This window comes from Campylobacter sp. GTC17093 (assembly GCF_055397635.1).
Window position 1 is genome coordinate 799280 of the sequence record NZ_AP038832.1, and the last position, 22200, is coordinate 821479.

Below are 22200 nucleotides of genomic sequence, written 5' to 3' on the forward strand. Positions count from 1 at the left end.
TAAGAAAATCTATAAATTTTTTATTTAAAATCCATTTTATATCCAAATCCAGAAACATTTTTTATAAGGTCATCTCCAACTTTGTTTCTGATTCTTTTTATGAAGGTTCTAATGGCGGCATCGCTTACTTTCTCGCTAGCCCAAACATTTCTTTTGATATCTTCATGTAAAACAACTGTGCCAAGTCTTTTAATTAGAAGTGATATAAATGCAAGCTCTTTTTTGGTTAGTGATATTTCAATTCCGTCTTTTATCAAGACTCTTTTTATTTGATGAAAACTATATCCATTTCCTATATCTATAATGTTTGAAGTTTCTATCCTCTCTTGTGCTAGATGCGAAACAGCTTTTAAAAATTCTTCCATATCAATAGGTTTTATAAGATATTTGTCTATACCAACATCTATGGCGGTTATAAGTTTGTCTTTGTCACTATAAGCGCTAAGTATGATTATAGGCGTGTCTTTTGATATCGATTTTATCTCTTGTGCCATACTAAGACCATCCATTATAGGCATCGTTATGTCACTAACAACTATATTTGGATTATATTTTTTAAACTTTTTAAGACCTTCGTCGCCATTTTGTGCCATAATGACTTTATTAAATTTATCTCCTATTGCATCTTGCATAGATTTTCTTATGTTATCTTCGTCTTCTACAAATAATAAAACAAGATCCTTTAATACATCACTGCTCATAAAATCCCCTTTTTTAGTTTTATTTCAAAACACGCACCATAATCGCAGTTTGTTGCTTTTATGTTTCCACCCATTCCATCTATGATCATTTTGCTCATATAAAGACCTAGTCCAGTACCAGAACTTGGGTGTTTTGTTGTGAAATATGGTTCAAAAATTTTTGGCAATAGTTCTTCTTTTATACCACCGCCATTATCAATAATTTGGAGTATTATATCATTTTTATCAATTTCTAGTTTTATTTCTATAATCTTTTCAGATTGTTTTAAACTCTTAAGAACATCTTTTGAGTTGTTTATAAGATTTAAAATAACTTGCGTAAGTTCGCTTTTATAGCCTAAAATGTATATATTATCTAAATTTGATTTTATTATTTTTATATTTTCATTTGTTAGTGTCCTTTTTGTTATGACTAAAGCATGCTCAATAGCTTCTTTTATCGCAAAAACCTCTTTTTTCTTATCTGCTTTGAAGAAATTCATAAAATCATCTATAGTTTTTGACATGCTTTTTACTATCATTTTTGAGTTTTCATAAATTTTCTCAAATTTGTTACCATTTGATACATTTTCTTTAAGAGCGAATAAATTGATACTTAACTCATTTAAAGGTTGTCTCCATTGATGTGCTATATTTCCTATCATTTCTCCCATTGAAGCAAGGCGTGATTGTTGAAATATTAGCTTACTTTTTTCTTCATTTTTTCTAATTTCTTCGTTTATAATATTATGTAGATTTTCGTTTATATTTAAAAGCTCTTTAGTTTGTTCTTTTACATGTTGTTCCAAACTGTCGTTGAGATTTTTAAGCTTATCTTGCGTATATAATAGTTTTTGGTTTAGTACAATCATCTCCGTTACGTCATGTCTTATAGCGACAAATTCCTCTATACGACCATCTGTATCTAATATAGGTATAATAGTAGCGTTTAGATAAAAAGCTCTACCATTTTTTGCTCTATTTTTTATTATACCTTTATATACTTTTTTGGCTAAAATTGTTTTCCATAAATTTTCAAAAATATTTTTATCAACATCTGGATGTCTAATGATATTGTGATTTTTGCCTATAAGTTCATTTCTACTATAACCGCTAATTTTACAAAATTCGTCATTTGCAAAAGTTATCATACCGTTTATATCTGTTTTTGAGACTATATTGCTTGCATCTATAGCATCTTGGTATTGTTTTAGTTTTAAATTTACATTAATCATACTAAAGAATTAAATCCTGTATAAGATAGATAAATTCCGTAAGATATCATTAAAATAGCACTTATATAATGCATTTTTGTTTTAAAACTTTCGCTTACTACACTTGATAAAAAAGAAAAACCAAAAAGTGCTGGCATAGTACAAATTCCAAAAACAAGCATTATAATTATGGATTCTAAAATATCACCGCTGCTAATTGCCATTGCGCCAAAAAAATATACTATTCCACAAGGAATAAGTCCATTTAAAAATCCTAACACCCCAAAAGATTTAAGAGAGGATAGTTGCATGTATTTTTTTATTTTTGGCTTAAATATAGATATAAAAATTTTATCATTTTCTAAAAAAGAAAGAAGTTTTCCTCTTTTTAGAAGGCTTATGCCTATTAAAACTAAAAATATTCCAAGCCCAAAATATAAAAAAGCCCTAGTTTTTAGTGATAATGCAAAAATAGACCCAAAAGCACCAAAGCAAACGCCAATTATCATATAAGCAAAAATTCTAAAAGAGTGATAAGTAAAAATATACATATATCTTTTAGAAGTATCAATATTATTTAGCCTTACATTGTAGGCTATAACAAAACCCCCGCACATTCCAAGGCAATGCCCAAAACTTGCAGTAAAAGATATTATAGCGACATTTATGAGGTCATAAGCGCTCATAAAATGTCCAAAAACTCTTTGAATATATATTTACTTTCGTTTGGTCCACTGCTTGCTTCTGGATGGTGTTGAACTGAGAAGATTTTTCCGCTATTGTATCTAACACCCTCTATAGTTCCGTCAAAAAGATTGCGATGTGTAATTTGAGCAATCTCACTAATGCTTTCAGGAACGTTATAGTTATGGTTTTGAGTTGTTATTTCTATACTTTTTGTTTGTAAATTTATAACAGGATGATTTGCACCGTGTTGCCCAAATTTAAGCTTATAAGTTTCATATCCATGAGCATTGCTTAAAAGTTGATGTCCAAGACAAATTCCAAACATTGGAATGCCAGCTTTTATAAGTTCTTTTATCTGCGCTATTTCGTTTTTTAACATCTTTGGCTCACCTGGACCATTGCTTAAAAACACACCTTGTACTTCGCCTTTTTTATATTTGTCTATGAGTTCATTAGCATTTATATCATGAGGAAAAACTTCTACTTCTATACCAGCTTCGCAAAGCTCATTTAAAATATTTTTCTTGCATCCATAGTCAATAACAGCAACTTTTTTATCTTTAGATCTTAGTTCATTAAAACTTTTTTTTGGATGATTCCAAGCAGCTTTGTTATGTGTGTAAGATGTATTTGTACTAACTAAATTTACATAGTTTATTTCGCTTATTTTTGGAGAGTTCTCTAGCTCTTTTTTTAGTTCTTCTTTATCGCTTATGGTTGTAGATATAATAGCATTTAAGCTACCTTCATCTCTTAGGATTTTAGTTAAATATCTAGTGTCTATATCATAAACTCCAAATTTCTCTTGCTTTATAAAAAATTCTTCTAAGCTCTTTTGTGCTCTAAAATTTGATGGATAGTTATTAAAATGACGCATTATAACGCCACTTGCGTAAATTTTTGTACTTTCCATGTCTTCATCGTTTATACCAACTATACCGATTTCAGGCATTGTGAAAACTATGAATTGTCCAGCATAGCTTGGATCACTCATAATTTCTTCATATCCAGTCATTGATGTATTAAAAACCATCTCCCCATAAACAGTACCACCTTTGCCAAATGCTTTTGCTTTTAAGTAGACGCCATTTTCAAGATAGATGTAAGCATCCATTAATAAAATCCTTTTTTACTAAGTTCTTCAATGTAGAGTTTTTCAAAAACTAAATCATATTCGTCGGTTCCAGGGGTTAGTTTCTTTTTATAATTTTCTATCTTTTTTAAAACTTCATTTTCTACTTCATCGTAGCTTTTTATGTATGATTCTATGGAACTATAGATAATATTTTTTACTTTATTTTCAGAAACACTATAGTCAATTACGCCTTTTTTCCATAAAGTTTCTAAAATTTCTCTTGAAACATTACTATATCTATCATCATATGATAGCGTTACGCCATATTCGTCTGCTAATCTTTTCTTAACAAGCCAAAACATACTTTTTCTATCGATATTTCTTTCGTCCATCTCACTTTCATTTTGAGCTAAAAGCTCATTAACACGCTCTTCTAACGCTCTTTCTTTGGCAATATCGGCATTTAGTATGTCTACTACAATTTGCTCTATACGTTCGGTGCCACCATTTATAGTTACCATTTTTGAATTTAAAAGATCTAGTGAAATTTTTCTTGATATATAGGGTGTATGTGGTTCTTTGATACGCATTATTAAGCCTTTTTTAGTTGTATTGTAGCTTAAATTAGGTAAAAAAATGTTAAAATTTATAAATTTAAAAAAGAGTTGGTTCAATAAATCTTTTTATTTTAAATGTTTTTCTACTGATTTCACAATATCCAAATTTAGCAATGGCTTCTAAATGCGATTTTGTACCGTAGCCTTTGTGGCTTTTGTATCCATAATTTGGATAAAGATTATCAAAAAGTATCATTTGTTTATCTCTGCTAACTTTTGCTAAAATACTAGCAGCTGAAACTTCTTTTACTTTTAAATCAGCTTTTATCATTGTTGTTATGTTGCTAACTCCATAATCTAAATTTCCATCATAGATTATCTCATAGTCTTTAAAATTGTCTACAAAGACCATTAAAGCTCTTCTTAAGCACTCACTAAGGCCTAGTTCATCAACTATTTTGGAGTTAAAATAAACTATTAGATATTTACTGTTTTTGATGATTTGTTCAAAAAGCTTTTCTCTTTTTTTAGAAGTTAGTTTTTTTGAATCAGTAAGTCCTTGGATATCACTATGTAAAACACATGCTGCTATTACAAGTTCGCCAGCTAGCGCCCCTCTGCCAGCTTCATCAATACCACAAATCATTTGTTATTTTTATTATAAATAAGAGAGCCAATAAATGCAGCTAAAATAAATGCAAAACCAATCGTTCCTGTTACAATTTCACTTACTTCGTGAAAAACCTTAAAAAACATGATGAGAGAAAGACAAAGTATCGCATAATGAGCACCGTGTTCTAGATATATAAATGAATCAAGTGTTTTTTTCTCAACCAAATATATTGTTATGCTTCTTACAAACATAGCTCCAATACCAAGTCCTATCATTATGATGAAGATATTTTCACTTAGTGCGAATGCTCCTATAACACCATCAAAGCTAAAACTTGCATCTAATGTTTCAAGATATAAAAACCCCATAAATCCACTTCGTATACCATTTGCACTAAATTTTTCATTAAAACTTGCTATTAGAAGATAGAGTAAAATAGCACTAAAGTATGCTATAGCATAAGTAGAGTTTTGTGTCATGTAGATTATAGTTGTGCCAACTGCTATAGCTATAATTGCGCTTATACTCTGTATACTGGATGTAAATTTAGTTAAAGGGTTATTTTCTATGTGTTTTATCCAATGTACTTCGCGTTTTTCATCAAAGAAAAATTCATTAAAAACCATTAGCAGAAATGCTCCACCAAAGATGTAGATTTCATTTTTATGTTGTGCCAAAATTTCATGATATTTATTTGGTTCATTTAGCGCAAGCATAAAAGTTTCTACCATTCCAATTTTAGCAGCAATTGAGACGATTAATATTGGAAATATAAATCTCATACCAAAAACAGCTATAGGAATACCCCAAAGTATAAATCTTTTTTGCCAAACTGGACTCATTGTTTTTAGTACTTTTGCATTTACAACAGCGTTATCAAAACTAAGACTAACTTCTAAAATACTTAGTAAAAAACAGATATAAACAGCACTAAAATCGCCTATAAAATAGGATGTCACTAGACCAATGGCAGCTATTATAAAAGATGAATAGAAATATTTCATTTTTACCTATTTTAATATATCGTATGGTATTGTAGTGTTGTCTTCAAAAGGAGGACCTTTTTGTAAAATTAGAGTGATATCAGATGCTACTTTTGGATCCATTTTTGCCATAATGGTTGAAATTTTTTTAGGAGGAAGAGCATACATTATAATTGCTGCTTTTATGATTCCCATTTGTGATAAAACATCGGCTGCTGATTGATCTTTCATCTTTGAGTATGCTTCAGATACTTTATCTGCTGTCATAGTTTTAAGTTCTTTTAATATCTCTTCATTTTTTTTAAGCAGAGCTTGTATGTCTTTTTTTGTATTATCTATTTTGACCATAGTTGCATTTATATCTTCTTCTTGCTTGTCAAGGATAGATTTTTTTTGTTCATTTAAGGTGTTTAAAGATGCTTTATATGCTTCTAAGCCTTGCTTTGCTTCATCTATTTTTTCGAGTTCTTTTATGAGCTCTGATTTTCTAGCTTCAAATAAAGCAGTGCAATCAACCGTAATATCATTTCTAGCAAATAAATTTAAAAAAATAAAAAATACTAAAACTATTTTTTTCATCTATTTTCTTTTGTATATGTAAATCTTTGAGTTGCTAGCTCATCAAGCATGATTTGCTCTTGTTTTTTAGCTTTTGCTATGGATTTTTTTATCTCTTCTTCTTCAAGATATTTTATCTTTTCATACTCTAAATAAGCTTTTTTATAAAGATGCTCAAAGTGAAGAATTTCCTTATCTGTTAGGTTAATTTTTTCATTTAAAGCATCTTTTTCATTTTTATAAGCTTGAAGTATAGCCAAATTTGCTCTTAATTCTACATTAGTACCTTTTTTGGGAAATTCGTGAGATGAGATTTGTAAGAGTAGAACGCTTAGATTATTTTTTAGCATGGCAAGCTTGTTTCTACTTTTTGTGAGATCTATCTCAATTTTTTCAAGAGCTTGTTTTTTTACTTTTAGAATTTGGCTAAATTTTGTTTTTTTCATAATACTATAGTATCATTCCTATCTGGGCTTGTTGATATTATTCTTATTTTTACTGAGCATAATTCTTCTAAGCGTTTTATATATTTTTTAGCATTTTCTTCTAAATTCTCAAATTTGCGAACTCCAGCAACACTTCCCCATCCATCAACTTCTTCATAAATCGGTTCTATATTTTCTAAATCAGATGGAACATAGTCTATAGTTTCACCTTTGTATTTATAAGCTTTGCAAATTTTAATTTTTTCAAAACCATCTAGAACATCAAGTTTCATTAGTGCATATTCATCAACGCCATTTAGTTTTGAAGCATATTTTACAGACACAGAATCAAACCAGCCACATCTTCTTTTTCTGCCTGTCGTTGTACCAAATTCTTTGCCAACTTGGCACATTTTTTCACCATTTTCACCTAAATCTTCAGTTGGAAATGAGCCATTGCCAACTCTTGTTGTATAAGCCTTTATTATACCTATAACTTTGCCTAAAGATTTTGGATTAAGGCCTAAACCCGTACAAGATCCAGAGCTTATAGTATTTGAACTAGTTACAAAAGGATAAGTTCCATGATCTATATCAAGCATAGTGCCTTGAGCACCTTCGATTAAGATTTTTTTGTTTTGATCTATCAAATCCCAAAGTAATTTTGTAGTATCAACTATAAAAGGCGAAAGTGCTTTGCTGTATTCTTTCAATTCTTTTAAAAATTCATCTTCATTTGGTAAATTTATTTTTAATGCATCATAGTAGTATTTGTTTTCTTTAAATTCAGCACATATATCGCTAGCAAGTTTTTTTGGATCTTTTAGCTCAAGAGCTCTATGTCCGCTCCTGCTTATCTTATCTGCATATGCAGGTCCTATGCCTTTTCCAGTAGTTCCTATGGCTTTATCACCCTTTAGAGCTTCTTTTGCTCTGTCTATTAATGAGTGATGAGTTAGATTTAAATGAGCTCTTTCACTTATAAAAAATCTACCTTCTAGATTTGAAAACTGAGCCATTTCTTCAATAAGAGCTTTAGGATTTATAACAACTCCAGCTCCTATAATATTTATAATATTTTTATGTAAAATACCGCTTGGAATTAAATGCATTGAATATTTAACGCCATCTACCCAGATAGTATGACCAGCATTGTGACCACCATTACTTCTGCAAACCACATCGTAGTTTTGTGATAGCATATCAACTATTTTACCTTTTCCTTCGTCGCCCCATTGAACGCCTACTATTAAATCAGCTTTATTCAATTTATAATCCTTTTGTTTCAATTAAATTTTCAATCATTGCATCAGTAAAAATACAAAAACCACAAGATTTGACACCACCTATTTCATAACTTCCGCCACTGCTTAGATATTTATTTTTGTGTAAAAATCTAAAAAATAGTTTATCATAATATCTCATAGAAGAAAAATAAAGAGGAGCTACACAAATATTTTCGTATTTTGAACTAATTGCTAGTTCTTTTATCTCATTTAATGGCTCTTTTAGTTCTTGCGGAACTTCTGGTATTATTTCAATGATTTGATTTGGTTTGCTTAGCAAGCATAGTTTTTCTAGCCATGGTTGTTTTTGAGTGTAAATTTTCTCAATTTCGGCTTTTTCAAAAACGCTAATATCTAAATTTAAAAGAGAGCAAACTAGTTTTGGTATCTCCATATTGCTTATTTGTAAATAAGGATAAATTTTAAATTCTTTAAACAAATTTATAGCTATTTCTACGCCAACACTTAAATCATTTTGCCCAAAAATCTCAGCTCCTATTTGATTTACTTCATTGCTTGGATATTTAAAAACTGGTTGTATATAAAACCATTTGTTTTGTTTAGTATCTTTTAGTCTTCTTTGAACAATTCTTGCTACATCTATAGTGCTATCAGCTCTAAGGCTTATTTCATTGTTTTCAATATCGCTAAAACGGATAAGTGATAAACTATTTACGCTTAAATCTTGATGATATGAAAAGTATGGAGTTACTATCTCGTTAAAACCTTCTTTATTTAGTAAATTACTTGCAACACTTTCTATGTTTCTTTTTAGCATAGCGCTTTTTCCAAAATACAATCTACTGCCTTTTGGAATTTCGTGTTCGTAAATTTTAGATGTCATATTACTCACTTTTAAACTCCCATTTTAAAACTTAATAATACTATGAATTAATAAATAAAAGACTGAATTTGCTCATTGTTCATATTGTAATCTCTAATATAATTTTCGCTCATAGCATGAAAATTTATCACATAGTTTTTAGTGTGATTAAAATCATCTTTTGTCTTTGTTATACTAAGCATCATTAATATAGAATTGTTATCTGCAGTATTTAGCCATAATATATCTCTATGATAATCACTATTTTTTATGTATTCTAGTAGTTTTTTGTATTTACTTATAACATTTTTATTGGATTTTAGAATTTTTACACTTTGACCTACTGGATTTTTATATCCAAAAATCTTATCAAAAGTTTTGTTTGTTTCTAAAATAGTGCCTTTTTTATCTGTTATTATGATACCTTGAGATGAGTGTAAAAATGTTTCGTGATGCAAAATAGTTAATTGTTCAAATTTCTTTTTATAATCTATGTCGATTAGTCCACCATAAATAAGTGCAGGATTTTTTTGTTTATCTCTTGAGATAATTTTTCCTATAAACAATACCCAAATTTCTCTACCGTCTTTTCCTATAAGTCTGATTTCTTCTTTAAATATATCTTTTTTATAGTTCGAGTGCTCGCCTATTGAGTAATCTAGCTTTTTATAATCTTTTTGATGTATGAGTTGTTTAAAAGATAGTATGTGCATACTTGTAATCTTACCTTTTGTTTCTAGTCCTAAAATATCTGATATGTTTTCGCTAAAAGAGATCATATTGGTTTGTAGATTTATTTCGTAAGTAATGATATTGCAAGAGAGTAAAAGATTTTTGTATCTTTTTATCTGAGCCTCAAGATTATTTTTTTGCTTTAAAATATTAGAATAGTTTATAACATATATGATAGTTTGTATAGATTTGTTATTTTTTATAATTTTGAAAAATAAATTAAACCATGCGTAAGATCCATTTTTATTAAGAATTCTACATGGTTGTTCAAATTTAGTATTTATATTATTTATTTGAGTTAGACGCATATTTGTTTTAAAAATACTTATTATATTGGTTATATCATCTGGATGTAATATGTTATAAAGATCAAAGTTTTCATCCATTATCTCTTCTTGATCATAACCTAAAATTCTATTTACTGTGTATGATACAAAGTCGACCTTTTTTAAATTTCTATCACTAAAGTTAAATACAACAAATGGAGACATATCTAAAATTTTATGTTCTTGTTTAATGCCTTCTATTAAATTTGTTTCATTTGTTATATCTCTTGCTATTATTATTTGATACAGTTTATTTTGTATTTTTGTATAGCTCGTTTCAACCATAACATCTTTTATGTTTCTATCTGCTAGCATATGTTTGGTTTTAAAAATACTTCTTTTTTTATAAGGGTATTTTACTCTTTCTAGTTTATAAGCGTTTTGTTTTGATTTATCTATATCAAAAATAGTTTTTGTTAGAAGACTCTGTTTTGTATATTTATAAAATTTTAACGCCCCGTTACTAGCCCTAAGTATAGTTCCATCATAAGCATTTACAATTAAAATAATTAAAGAGCTTTTATTAAAAATATAATTATCTTTATAATAAGCTTGTTTTAAAAAATTTCTTATATCTTGATACTTTTTATATAGATATGATATATCTTTTAACAGTTCATTAAAGTCTTCATTTATAGATTTATACTCAGTTAGATCTTCTTGTTTTATCTTAAATTTTTTTATATCTTTTATTATACGCTTAAAATTTTGTATAGGCGTAAGAAGAATCAAATTTAGTGAGTTGATGTGTAGTTTCATAATTGTTAAGATTATGATAAAAAATGCTCCCATAAATATAACTATGAGAAAAGAAGGTAAAAAAGTATCAACAAAATTTAATTGATATAAAAAAATGGTACCCAGATCTTCGTTTTTTACAATTTTATAAATTATGAGATTATTTTGTGCATTTAAATTTATACCAAGAGAGTTTATTTTTGTAGAATTACCAAAATATTTATATATTGATTTTGAGCCAAGAACTGCTATATCTTTTTTAAACACCACATTTGCATTTTCATCCAATAAAATAGTGTTTTTATTTATAATTTTATTTTCAATAAAATAATCATATAGATCATCTAAATTAAGTTCTGCTACAAAAAATCTATCTTCATTTTTTAATATTACAAATATAGATTCGTCTTTATTGGGATATGTTTTTGTTTTACTAATATGAAAAAAGGATTCTTTATTTGGGTTAATTAAAATAGAGCCTGAAAACTCTTTTATATAATCAATATCTGGCTTTGAAAGACTTAAATCTAATATTTTGCCATTGTTATCTAGCTTATAAGTAGCTCTTAGATATGGAATTTTTCTAAATAAAAAAGATAAATTGGAATCTTGTGATATTTGAGCATGTCTTAAGTCCTCAATAATGCTTTTTGTAAAAAAAGAGAGTAGGGTATTGCTTTTTTCTAAAGAGTAATTAACTTCTTTTGAAATTTCACTGATTTTAAAATTAGCACTGAAAGCAAAAAAAACAAGAACTACAGCAATGGATATTATATTATTTATATAAACATTTCTAATAGCTTTTGTGGATAAAAACATTTTAGCTTCCAAATTTGATTAAGTTAATGCAAGAAGCTATTCTATCTTAAATTTACTTTATTAAATATAATTTAAATAATTTTTTGGCGAGAAGGTGAGAGAATCGAACTCCCCACGAAACAGTCAACTGCCCCGTCCTCGGATTTGAAGTCCGCGAGATTCACCAGAATGCTTTACCTTCCATAGAAAAAAATTATATCAGATTTTATATAAATTTTAGTTTGATTTTAGTAAATTTAGCAAATGTTTTTTGGGGCAAACTATGAGATACATACCTCTGCTTTTGATACCTTTTTTTATTTGTGCATGTTCAACTTTACCACCCGCATTAAATTTTTTGAGTGCATTTGACGTTTATTCTTCTTCAAAAGATAGTAGGGATATTTATATTCAAAGTAAAGATAAAATTATAAAAACAAATATACAGTCTCAATTTTTGGCACACGATAGACTAAATAACAAAGATATAGATGTAGAAAGCTATTATGGTGAGGTTTTATTAATAGGTGAGATAAGTTCTCCAAACGATGAGCAAAGTGCGATAAATATAGCCCAAAGTGTATCTGGGGTAAAAAAAGTAAAAACATTTTTGATACTTAAGAACAAAAACTCCTGTACTTCTTATGAAAATAATAAAATTTTATTAAATTTAAAAAAAGAACTATATGCAGATAGTATCGTAAAAGGTTCAACCATAAAAGTAAGTGTGGTACAATGTAAAGTTGTTTTAAGTGGCGTAGTAAATACCATAAATGAACTTAAGCATATAATGTGGTATTCAACACATATAGATGGCATAAATGAGGTATATTCTTTTATACATGTCTTTGAGGAACTAAAAAATAAAAAGGATTAGATTTGGATATTTTAGATATGTTTTATCAAAATCCGCCAAAAATTTCTAAATTTTATGATAGAAAGATAAATATACAAAGCGACAGATTTGTGCTAAAAGGAACTATAAACTCTGGTAAAAGTATGCTTTTAAAAGAATGGCTTTTAAAAGATGGAAAAGAAAACGAGATATTATATATAAATCTTGATGATATTAGATGTGATGAAAAATATATAAAGCAAAATTTACAAAATTTTCTTGATTCGCACAAGCATATAAAAGTTTTAGCTATAGATGGTATAAAAAATGATTTTGACATAAAATTTGATAATCTAAAAGTAGGATTTGCTAGTAGAAATCATGAGCTAAATTTAAAAAATTTTGATGAGATAATTGTAAATAATCTTGATTTTGAAGAGTTTATGCTTTTTTATAAAAAGAAATTTGATGTTGGAACCATGTTTAGTAGTTTTATAAACTATGGAAATGGTGCGGGAAGTGCATTTTATGATATTAATGAAATTAACTTATTTTTACAAAATATTTTAAAATCAAATTTGGATTTGATTGAGATAGAAATTTTAAAACAATGCTCAGAGCTTGTAAATAAGACTTTTAGTGTTAATGCAATATATAAAATTTTAAAACAAAGCATGAAAATTTCAAAAGATAGAGTTTATGAGAGTGTATTTAGGCTAGAAAACGAAAGATACATAAATTTGCTCTCAAAATTAAATCAAGAAAATAGTTCTAAAAAGCTTTACTTGAGTGATTTTGGAATGATTGCTATGCTTAGTATCAATAAAAATTTTCAGGCTATTTTTTCAAATATAGTTTATTGTGAACTATTAAAATTAAAACAAGAGTTTTTTTATGAAAATGATATTGAGTTTTTTATTCCAAATTTAAGATTGGGAATTGTATGCATACCTTTTAGGGGAAGTGATTTGGTATTTCTAAAATTTAAAAAACTTATTAAAAAATTAAAAGAGTTAAAGATAGTAAAATTTATAGTGGTTTCGATGTCAAGTTCTGCTTCTCTTGAGATAGAGGGTATAAAATGTGAGATAATGCCTTTTTGGCAATTTAGCGCAAGTTTGTAAAGTTTAAGGGGCTATTAGCCCCTTAAAATTAGCCTAGCATTGCGTTTAGCATCCAAAGTTTTTCTTCAATTTCAGCTATATGATCTTCTGCAAATGATACTGTTGTGCTATCATCTTTTTCGTCAGCTACTTCTCTTAGTTTTCTAAAAGATTTTAGTAAGTATTCATATGATTTTATCATGCCATTTACAACATCTTTTGGAGTAAAACTATCTTCTTTTAAATGTTCAACTTTTGCTGTTTCTACAAGAGATTTAGGACAAGTAATAGGTTTTCCACCTAGTTGAAGTACTCTTTCTGCAGCATCATCAAAAAGCCCACTCATTTCTTTATAAGCATCTTCTGTATATTTATGTATTGTAAAAAACTGTAGTCCTTTTACATTCCAATGATAGTTATGGAATTGTGTATAAAGCACATGTGCATCTGCTTCCATTTGAATTAATTGTTCTATAACTTTTGACATTTTGTCTCCTTTATTTAATTTTTTGTAATTATATCATATAAAATCTTAAATAATAATTATTCTTATATAAAATTTTATATCTATAAAAACTTATGTATTTATTATATACCTTTAAGTTAAATGGATAAAATTTGATATAATGTAATTTTTATAAAGGGAAATAATGAATATTCAAGATAATCAATTGGTACTTTTAATCGCATTTGCTATATTTTCAATATCTACAATTTTATTCATTTTTTATTTTATAAAGTATAAAAATGCTCAAATTAGGCTAGAAAATGAGATAAATAATAGTAAAGAAAATATTGCAGAAAGAACTGCTATCATTGATGAGTTAAAAAAAGATTTACAAAAACAAGAGTATTTAAGTGATGAATTGCAAAAGAATCTAGCGGTTAGTGAAACAAACTGTATAAATTTGCAAGATAAAATAGATGAAAATTTAAAAGAAAACTCAAAATTAAATGAACAAATTTTAGTTTTGCAAGATAAATTATTAAATTTAAATAGCCAAAACTCAGCTCTAAACGCTTCTATGAAAACAAAAATAGATGAGATAAGTGAGTTAAAAAAAAATATACAAAAAGATAGAGAAAATTTAGAACTTAGTTTTAAAGCACAAGTTGAAAATATGGCAAAACTACTCAAAGAAAGCACAGAAAAAAGCTTTGAAAATATAAAAAATGCAAATATAAAAGAACTAAGCGAGGATTCAAAAAAGAAATTTGATGAACTTATAAAGCCTTTAAATGAAAATTTAAAAGAATACCGCGAAAAGATGATTCAAACAGAAACATCCCTAAGGACAAATTTTCAAAACTTCAAAGAGCAAGCCATAAAGCTTGGCTTATCAGCAGATGCTCTAGCGGGTGCTTTAAAGGGTGATAAAAAAATGCTTGGAAATTTAGGTGAGCTTCAGCTTGAAAAAATTTTAAACGCAAGTGGTCTGATAAAAGGACAAAACTATCATACGCAAGTTAGTTACAAAGATGATAGTGGAAACCTTAAATATCTTGATTTGGTTGTGGATTTTGATAGTGATAAAAAAGCTATAATCGATTCTAAATTTTCACTTATAAACTATAGTAATTATTGCGAAAGTGAAGATGAAAAAGATAGAGTAAGGTTTGCAAAAGAGCTTGCAAACGATCTTAGAAAACATATAGATTCGCTAAACAGCAAAGAGTATAAAGACTACGATATCAAGTCATATCCATATGTTTTTATGTTTGTCCCTTACGATGGCATTTTGCAAGTTGCTTTGAGTGAGAATCCACATCTTTACACCTATGCTTATGAAAAAGGCATTTTTATCACAACGCCACTTACTTTACTTATGGCACTAAAAACCATATATATATGTTGGTTAAATTTGCAAAGCGATAAAAATGTTGAAAACATACTAAAACTATCTGGTCAAATTTATGAAAAATTTGCAACTCTTTGTGATAAATTTGATACATTAAGCTCAAGATTAGATTTGGTTCAAAATAGCAAAGATGAAATTTATAAAACTTTATCCGGGCGTGGTGGAATGGCAAGTTATATTGGAAAGTTAAAAGAAAAAGGCGCAAAAACAACAAAAACTTTACCAAAAGAGCTTTTTGATGATGCTCAAATTCTTGATAGTGATTTAGAGGATTAGACGATATTTAACTTTTTTAATTGTAAAATTTATTTATTAAAGGGTTATTATGGGAATGTATGAAATAGCAAAAATAATCCATATTTATTGTGCGATTATTTTTGTTGGTTATCTGTTTTTTGATGTCGTTGTGTTCGATCTTGTGAAAAAAAGATTGGGTGAAAGTGCCCAAAAAGTATCTAATGAAATTTCTAAAATTACTTCAAATATTATGCCTTTAACTGTATTTGTGCTTATCTTAACGGGTGGTATGATGATGACAAGATGGGTAAATTCGCAGATTGGGTATTTTCAAACCACATTACAACAACTATTTATGTTAAAGGTAATTCTTGCTTTTGTAATATTTATAGCAATTTGTATCAATCAGTTTTTCAAAAGAGTTTTAAAAACAAAAGGACCCCTTGGCAATATTCATTATTTTGCGCTTTTGGCATCTTTTATTATTATATTAATTGCAAAAATTATGTTTTTTGTATAATTTAAAGGGCCTTATTATAGCCCTTTAAAAACTTTTAATGCTTTTTTTATCCTGACTTTTACTTCATTTGATCCTAAGACCCCAAGAACTTCGAATATAGAAGGACTAACACTAGTACCAGTTATAGCTATTCTAAGCGGTTGAGCTAAATCTTTTAATGCAAAATTGTTTTGTTCTAAAAATTCGTTTGTTTTTTCTTCAAACTGTGAAACTATCTTTAAATCGTCATTTAGTATATTTTCAAATTTTTCTAATAAATTTATAGAGTTTGGATTTATAAATTTTTTCATAGCTTTTTCATCGTAATTTTGAGGAGATTGTATAATGTTAAGCGCATTATTCTTAAGTTCTATTAAGGTTTTTGCTCTTGATCTTAAACTTTCAAGTAAAAGCTCTCCTTTTGGTATTTCTTTGAAATTTATACCAAAATATTTTAATTCTTGTGCTAATCTATCAAAACTTAAAGTTTTTATATAGTGAGAATTTAACCAATCAAGTTTACTTAGATTATAAGTGCTTGCTGACTTGTTGATATTATAAGGAGAAAAATATTTTTTCATATCTTCTAAGCTAAAAATCTCATCATCACCATGACTCCATCCAAGTCTAACTAAGAAATTTAAAAGTGCATCTGGTAGATAACCAAGCTCTTTATACTCCATAACATCTGTAGCGCCATGCCTTTTTGAGAGTTTTTTGCCATCGCTTCCATTAATCATAGCAACATGGAAAAACTCAGGTATCTTAAAGCCAAGCGCTTCATATAAAACAATCTGTTTTGGTGTATTTGAAAGATGATCATCGCCTCTTATAATATGAGTTATTCCCATTAAAGCATCATCTATTACAACTGTAAAATTATAAGTTGGAGTGCCATCGCTTCTTGCGATTATAAAATCATCAAGTATATCTTCGCAGTTAAATTTGATATCACCTTTAATGCCGTCTTTAAATTCTATTGTTCCGCTAATAGGAGATTTTATTCGAATGACTGGTTCTATACCAGCTGGTGGTGTGCCGGTAAAATCTCTATATCTGCCATCGTATTTTGGGCGTTCTTTTCTTGCTTCTTGGGCAGTCCTTAGTTCATCTAGTTCTTCTTTACTCATATAGCATTTATAGGCTTTTCCTTCATTTAGAAGTTTTTGAACATACTCTTTGTATAAATCAAATCTGCTACTTTGATAGATAATTTCTCCATCATAATCAAGTTTGCACCATTTAAATGCTTCTTCTATGGCTTGAGCAGCTTCAATAGAGTTTCTTTTTAGATCTGTATCTTCGATACGCAAAACAAATTTTCCACCATTTGCTCTTGCAAAAAGATAGTTATAAAGTGCTGTTCTAAGTCCTCCAACATGCAAATATCCAGTAGGTGAGGGTGCAAAACGAGTAGCTATCATTATAATTCTCCATGTAAATTTAATAAAAAAATGATATAATCTTGCGTATTATATTTTGTAAATGCTTAAATAAAGGTTTTTCATGAAAAAATTATTAACAATTCTCCTGCTTGGCGGTGCTTTGAATGCGGAGATGTTAAATGGTATAGTTGCGATAGTAGAAAATGAACCAATTACTATGAATGAAGTAAGTGCTGCAGCAAGTGAGCTAAAAAGTGATCAAACATCTGCATTAGAGTTTCTTATAAAAGACAAATTAAAAGATGCTCAAATAAAAGCTTTAAACATAACTACTACAAATTACGAAGTAGAACAAAGAATTAGTAAAATTGCCTCTCAAAATGGAGTAAGTTTGGATGAATTTAAAAATATACTTTCTTCAAGAGGTATTAGTTATGATAAATTTAAAGAACAAACTAGTGATAATATAAAGCAAGAAAAGCTTTATAGCTCTGTATTTCGCTCTATGAGACAAAATATTAGCGAAGATGATGCTTTAAGATACTATAATGCAAATCCAGAGGTTTTTACAATCTTTGATAGTTTAGATGTTATAAGATATACTGCTAAAGATAAAAACTCACTTCAAGAAGCCAAGGAGGGTTCTTTTATGCAGGAAAACAAAAATGTAAAAGTTGAAAATATAAGCATAAAGGCATCTGAACTTAATCAAAGACAAATTTATCTATTTCAAAATACAGCGTCAAATGAATTTACACCTATTTTGAAAACAAACGATGGATTTGAGATGTATTTTATAACATCTAAAAATGGAACAAAAGTTATAGAATTTAATAGAGTTAAGAATCAAATTTTAAACCAAATGGCTGAAGTTGAGCAAAAAAATGCTATTAATGAGTATTTTGATAAGCTTAGATCAAAAGCAAATGTTCAACTTTTAAGATAATTAAAAGGACTTAAATGCCAATAATAAATATAAAACTAGCAAGCCCATTACCAGATAAAGAAACGAAAGATAAAGTTGCTAAAGAAATTGTGGACGTAATGGTTAGAAATTTGGGCAAAAATCCAGAAAGAATAGTCGTTCTTTTTGAGGATTATCCCAAAGATAGCTTTTATTTTGGCACTAAAGATGTTCAAATAAAGGAGTAAAATGAGTGATTTTTCAAAAGAAGATAAAGAGCGTAAAATAACTTTAAAGCAAGGAGATAAAGCTCCTAAATTTGAGTTAGAAAATTCAGATGGCGTTAAAGTTTCTCTAAATGATTTTGTTGGTAAAAATGTAATTTTGTATTTTTATCCAAAGGATAATACCCCAGGGTGTACAACTGAAGCGTGCGAATTTAGTCAAAATTATGATAGCTTTATGAAAAAAGATACAGTTATTATTGGTATTAGTCCAGATAGCGTGAAATCGCACTCAAATTTTGTACAAAAATATAACCTAAATCACATTTTACTTAGCGATTTAGATAAGGAAGTTGCTAAGGCTTACGGTGTTTTACAAGTTAAGAAAAACTATGGAAAAGAATATCTTGGTATAGTAAGATCAACTTTTGTTATAGACAAAAAAGGTAATATCACTAAAGTATACAAAAGCGTAAAAGCAAAAGACCATGCAGCAAAAGTTCTAAGCGAACTTATATAAATTTGAGAGAAATTAATCTCTCAAATTTACTACAAACTAAAGTTTTCTATTTCATTGAAATTTAGATATTTGTAAATTTCATTTTCTTTACCATCAAGTTTTTTTGGAACTATATTTAGATACTCTTCTTTACTAGGCAGTCTTCCAAGTATTGCACATAGTGCCGCAAGTTCAGCACTTCCTAAATAAACTTGCGCTCCCATTCCCATTCTATTATCAAAGTTTCTAGTTGAAGTTGAAAATACTATAGCGTTATCTCGGACTCTTGCTTGATTGCCCATACAAAGAGAACATCCAGCAACTTCTATTCTAGCTCCTGCTGCACCAAAAAGGCTGAAATATCCTTCTGTTTTTAGTTTATCTTGATCCATTTTTGTTGGTGGCACTATCCAAAGTCTAGTTGGTATCTGTCCTTCACCTCTTAAAACTTCTCCCAAAGCCCTATAATGGCCAATATTTGTCATACAGCTTCCTACAAAAACTTCATCAATATGTTTTGGTCTTTTTGGATTAGACAAAATCTCGCTTAGTGTTGCTACATCATCTGGATCATTTGGACAAGCAAGTATTGGCTCAGTTATATCATTCATATCTATTTCTATGATGTGGGAATATTTTGCATTTTTATCCGCTTTTAAAAGCTCTGGTTTGTCAATCCATTTTTGCATATTTTGTTTTCTTCGCTCTAGAGTTTCTTTGTTTTCATAACCAGCAGCAATCATGGCATCTATCAAGACTATATTTGATTTTAGATATTCTATAACTGGTTCTTTATCGAGTGCTACTGTGCAAGCTGCAGCGCTTCTTTCGGCACTTGCATCGCTTAGTTCAAAAGCTTGTTCTACTTTTAGGTGCTTAAGTCCTTCAATCTCTAGAATTTTACCAGCGAAGATATTTTTCTTATTTTTTTTATCAACAGTTAAAAGACCTTGTTTTATGGCATAATATGGTATCGCATTTACTAGGTCTCTTAAAGTAATTCCAGGCTGCATTTTTCCACTAAATCTTACTAATATAGATTCAGGCATATTTAATGGCATTAATCCTAAGACAGCTGCAAATGCAACAAGACCACTTCCAGCAGGAAAACTTATACCAATAGGAAATCTTGTGTGGCTATCTCCACCAGTTCCTACTGTATCTGGCAAAACCATTCTATTTAGCCAAGAGTGAATTACACCATCACCTGGTTTTAGTGCAACTCCACCTCTTGAACTAATAAAATTTGGAAGTGTTTTATGGGTTATTTCATCGCTTGGTTTTGGATAAGCTGCTGTATGACAAAAACTTTGAAGAACAAAATCGGCATTAAATCCAAGGCTTGCAAGCTCTTTTATCTCGTCTCTTGTCATTGGTCCAGTGGTATCTTGCGAACCAACTGTTAGAGTTTGTGGTTCTACATACATTCCCGGCCTTACACCATCTAGACCACATGCCATACCTACCATTTTTTGAGCTAGTGTATAACCATAACTTTCATCACTTTGAGGTTGAGTAGGTTTTATGAAAATATCTTTTTCATCCTCCATATTTAGAGTTTTTCTAGCTTTATAACATAAAGATTTTATGATGATTAAAGGAATTCTTCCTCCTGCTTTAACTTCGTCTTTTATGGTATTTGGCATGAGTTCAAATTTACTTATAACTTTGCCATTTTTTACTATTTCGCCCTTATAAGGATATATTTCTATCTCATCGCCAGTTTTTAAATCATCAACATTTGCTATTATAGGTAGTGCACCACTATCTTCGGCTGTATTAAAGAAAATTGGGGCAATTGTTGAGCCTATTATTATGCCACCAGTTTTTTTATTTGGTATGCCAACTATATCTTCTCCTAAATGCCATTGAATGGAATTTATAGCACTTTTTCTACTGCTTCCTGTTCCAACAACATCTCCAACATAAGCTATTTTTTTACCGCTTTTTTTAAGCTCGTTTATCTTTTTTATCCCATCAGGAAGTTTTTTTTGGAGCATTGCTAAAGCATGAAGCGGTATATCACTTCGACTAAAAGCTTCACTTGCAGGGCTTAAATCATCGGTATTTGTTTCCCCATCAACTTTAAATACAACAACCTCAATTTTTTGTGGAATTTCTTTTTTTGATTTAAACCACTGAGCATTCGCCCAAGAAGTTAATATATCTTTGGCATAAGAGTTTGTTTGTGCGAGTTTTGCAATATCATTGAAATAATCATGCACAAAAATAGTGTTTTTAAGCGCTTCGGCTGCTTGTTTGGTAACTTTCTCATCTTTATTTTGCAAGCAAGATATCAAAACTATAACATTATATCCTCCAAGCATTGTTTTTAGGATATCGATGGCTTCAAATTTATCAATACCCTTTATCTTTAAATCATGATTTATAATCTCATTTAAAAACTCAGCTTTTATCTTTGCGGCATTATCTACGCCTGGATTTATACGATTTTTAAGCAGGTAAATCAGTTCATCGTTTTTAGGTGAGTCGTTTCTTAAGAGTTCGCAAACCTCTTTTACTTCTTTTTCGTTCAAAGCTAAGGGGGGAATTCCTAACTCATCACGCCTTTTTTTATTTTCATTGTATTGAGAGAAGAAATCCATTTTTAATCCTTTTGTTTTAGTAGTTTAATTCTAACACAAGCACTTTAAAATTTTGATAAATATAAATGTTATTTTTTTATATATTTAAAAATATTTATTATACTTGACAATGGTTTTCAAAATAAGTATAATTTCTCTCAAACATATGAACAATTATTCATATGTAAATTTGATTAGTTAAATTTAAAGGATTAAATTTGGATTTTTGTGAAACTACTGTAATACATGAGGAAATCATTAAAAATGTCATAAAAACTATGCCAAATGATGATAGTTTAGAGCGCTTGGCTGATTTTTTTAAAGTTTTTGGTGATAGTACAAGAGTTCGGATTCTATGGGCTCTAAGTAAAAACGAAATGTGCGTTTGTGATATAGCAGCACTTTTAAGTATGAGTAGTTCAAGTATCTCTCATCAGCTAAGAGTTCTAAAACAAGGTAATTTTGTTAAAAGTAGGCGCGATGGGAAAGTTGTGTATTATAGTCTAAAAGATGAGCATATAAGCTCTATTTTGAATCAAAGTTTGATTCACATAAATGAATAAAAGGTTAAAAAA

The 22200-nt window shown here is 28.9% G+C and carries 23 protein-coding genes and 1 tRNA gene; 8 read left to right on the top strand and 16 right to left on the bottom strand.

Annotated features, from left to right (window positions below):
- Positions 1–20: 20 nt before the first annotated feature.
- The 13 genes from ACZ5VL_RS04115 to ACZ5VL_RS04175 all read right to left on the bottom strand — a co-directional run bounded on the left by ACZ5VL_RS04115 (position 21) and on the right by ACZ5VL_RS04175 (position 11698).
- Entirely contained in the window at positions 21–701 is a 681-nt protein-coding gene (locus ACZ5VL_RS04115; protein WP_464200143.1) for a response regulator transcription factor, read from the bottom strand.
- Positions 698–1915 (bottom strand): PAS domain-containing sensor histidine kinase, encoded by a 1218-nt coding sequence (locus ACZ5VL_RS04120; RefSeq protein WP_464200145.1) that lies wholly within the window; start codon positions 1913–1915, stop codon positions 698–700. Before ACZ5VL_RS04120 ends, ACZ5VL_RS04115 begins: the two co-directional genes overlap by 4 nt.
- Entirely contained in the window at positions 1912–2580 is a 669-nt protein-coding gene (locus ACZ5VL_RS04125; RefSeq protein WP_464200146.1) for a sulfite exporter TauE/SafE family protein, read from the bottom strand. The genes ACZ5VL_RS04120 and ACZ5VL_RS04125 overlap by 4 nt, the downstream gene beginning before the upstream one ends.
- On the bottom strand, positions 2577–3695 hold the full coding sequence (gene carA / locus ACZ5VL_RS04130) for a glutamine-hydrolyzing carbamoyl-phosphate synthase small subunit (protein WP_464200148.1): 1119 nt from the start codon (positions 3693–3695) through the stop codon (positions 2577–2579). Before carA ends, ACZ5VL_RS04125 begins: the two co-directional genes overlap by 4 nt.
- Entirely contained in the window at positions 3695–4246 is a 552-nt protein-coding gene (locus tag ACZ5VL_RS04135) for a DUF507 family protein (protein WP_464200150.1), read from the bottom strand. Before ACZ5VL_RS04135 ends, carA begins: the two co-directional genes overlap by 1 nt.
- 64 nt (positions 4247–4310) lie before the next feature.
- On the bottom strand, positions 4311–4859 hold the full coding sequence (locus ACZ5VL_RS04140; protein WP_464200152.1) for a ribonuclease HII: 549 nt from the start codon (positions 4857–4859) through the stop codon (positions 4311–4313).
- Entirely contained in the window at positions 4856–5830 is a 975-nt protein-coding gene (locus tag ACZ5VL_RS04145; RefSeq protein ID WP_464200153.1) for a DUF475 domain-containing protein, read from the bottom strand. Before ACZ5VL_RS04145 ends, ACZ5VL_RS04140 begins: the two co-directional genes overlap by 4 nt.
- A 6-nt stretch (positions 5831–5836) precedes the next feature.
- Positions 5837–6388: a MotE family protein gene (locus ACZ5VL_RS04150; protein ID WP_464200155.1), complete on the bottom strand. Its 552-nt coding sequence runs from the start codon at positions 6386–6388 to the stop codon at positions 5837–5839.
- Complete coding sequence (locus ACZ5VL_RS04155; protein WP_464200157.1) at positions 6385–6813, bottom strand: flagellar export protein FliJ; 429 nt, start codon at positions 6811–6813, stop codon at positions 6385–6387. The genes ACZ5VL_RS04150 and ACZ5VL_RS04155 overlap by 4 nt, the downstream gene beginning before the upstream one ends.
- Positions 6810–8060 carry an adenylosuccinate synthase gene (locus ACZ5VL_RS04160; protein ID WP_464200158.1) on the bottom strand — a complete coding sequence of 417 codons (1251 nt, stop codon included), beginning with the start codon at positions 8058–8060 and terminating at the stop codon, positions 6810–6812. Before ACZ5VL_RS04160 ends, ACZ5VL_RS04155 begins: the two co-directional genes overlap by 4 nt.
- A gap of 1 nt (position 8061) precedes the next feature.
- Positions 8062–8922, bottom strand: a complete 861-nt coding sequence (locus ACZ5VL_RS04165; RefSeq protein ID WP_464200160.1) for an ATP phosphoribosyltransferase regulatory subunit — start codon at positions 8920–8922, stop codon at positions 8062–8064.
- A 47-nt stretch (positions 8923–8969) separates the two neighbouring features.
- A complete protein-coding gene (locus tag ACZ5VL_RS04170) occupies positions 8970–11516 on the bottom strand; it encodes a PAS domain S-box protein (protein WP_464200162.1) in 2547 nt (848 codons plus the stop codon).
- 84 nt (positions 11517–11600) lie between these two features.
- Positions 11601–11698, bottom strand: a tRNA-Sec gene (locus ACZ5VL_RS04175).
- An 80-nt stretch (positions 11699–11778) separates the two neighbouring features.
- Between ACZ5VL_RS04175 and ACZ5VL_RS04180 the strand changes: the two genes are divergently transcribed.
- Entirely contained in the window at positions 11779–12372 is a 594-nt protein-coding gene (locus ACZ5VL_RS04180; RefSeq protein WP_464200164.1) for a BON domain-containing protein, read from the top strand.
- A 2-nt stretch (positions 12373–12374) separates the two neighbouring features.
- Positions 12375–13454 (top strand): ATP-binding protein, encoded by a 1080-nt coding sequence (locus ACZ5VL_RS04185; RefSeq protein WP_464200166.1) that lies wholly within the window; start codon positions 12375–12377, stop codon positions 13452–13454.
- 28 nt (positions 13455–13482) lie between these two features.
- On the opposite strand, the gene ACZ5VL_RS04190 is transcribed toward ACZ5VL_RS04185, so the two are convergent.
- Complete coding sequence (locus ACZ5VL_RS04190; protein ID WP_464200168.1) at positions 13483–13920, bottom strand: Dps family protein; 438 nt, start codon at positions 13918–13920, stop codon at positions 13483–13485.
- Between the two features lie 163 nt (positions 13921–14083).
- Here ACZ5VL_RS04190 and ACZ5VL_RS04195 point away from each other — a divergent pair, with 163 nt between their 5' ends.
- The gene (locus ACZ5VL_RS04195; protein WP_464200170.1) at positions 14084–15568 is read left to right on the top strand and encodes a DNA recombination protein RmuC; all 1485 of its coding nucleotides are present in this window, start codon (positions 14084–14086) and stop codon (positions 15566–15568) included.
- Between the two features lie 49 nt (positions 15569–15617).
- A complete protein-coding gene (locus ACZ5VL_RS04200; protein WP_464200172.1) occupies positions 15618–16049 on the top strand; it encodes a copper resistance protein CopD in 432 nt (143 codons plus the stop codon).
- A 14-nt stretch (positions 16050–16063) separates the two neighbouring features.
- Here the strand turns inward: ACZ5VL_RS04200 and gltX are convergent, their stop codons facing one another.
- Positions 16064–17452 carry a glutamate--tRNA ligase gene (gene gltX / locus ACZ5VL_RS04205; RefSeq protein ID WP_464200174.1) on the bottom strand — a complete coding sequence of 463 codons (1389 nt, stop codon included), beginning with the start codon at positions 17450–17452 and terminating at the stop codon, positions 16064–16066.
- Between the two features lie 82 nt (positions 17453–17534).
- Between gltX and ACZ5VL_RS04210 the strand changes: the two genes are divergently transcribed.
- Genes ACZ5VL_RS04210 through bcp form a run of 3 tightly spaced genes read left to right on the top strand, consistent with a single transcriptional unit; the run spans position 17535 to position 19061 of the window.
- A complete protein-coding gene (locus ACZ5VL_RS04210; protein ID WP_464200176.1) occupies positions 17535–18359 on the top strand; it encodes a SurA N-terminal domain-containing protein in 825 nt (274 codons plus the stop codon).
- Between the two features lie 14 nt (positions 18360–18373).
- The gene (locus tag ACZ5VL_RS04215; protein WP_464200178.1) at positions 18374–18565 is read left to right on the top strand and encodes a tautomerase family protein; all 192 of its coding nucleotides are present in this window, start codon (positions 18374–18376) and stop codon (positions 18563–18565) included.
- Position 18566: 1 nt separating this feature from the next.
- A complete protein-coding gene (gene bcp / locus ACZ5VL_RS04220) occupies positions 18567–19061 on the top strand; it encodes a thioredoxin-dependent thiol peroxidase (RefSeq protein ID WP_464200180.1) in 495 nt (164 codons plus the stop codon).
- A 29-nt stretch (positions 19062–19090) separates the two neighbouring features.
- Here bcp and ACZ5VL_RS04225 read toward each other — a convergent pair whose 3' ends face one another.
- Positions 19091–21646 (bottom strand): bifunctional aconitate hydratase 2/2-methylisocitrate dehydratase, encoded by a 2556-nt coding sequence (locus tag ACZ5VL_RS04225; protein ID WP_464200182.1) that lies wholly within the window; start codon positions 21644–21646, stop codon positions 19091–19093.
- Between the two features lie 197 nt (positions 21647–21843).
- Between ACZ5VL_RS04225 and ACZ5VL_RS04230 the strand changes: the two genes are divergently transcribed.
- Positions 21844–22188: an ArsR/SmtB family transcription factor gene (locus ACZ5VL_RS04230; RefSeq protein ID WP_464200184.1), complete on the top strand. Its 345-nt coding sequence runs from the start codon at positions 21844–21846 to the stop codon at positions 22186–22188.
- The last annotated feature ends 12 nt before the right edge of the window (positions 22189–22200 follow it).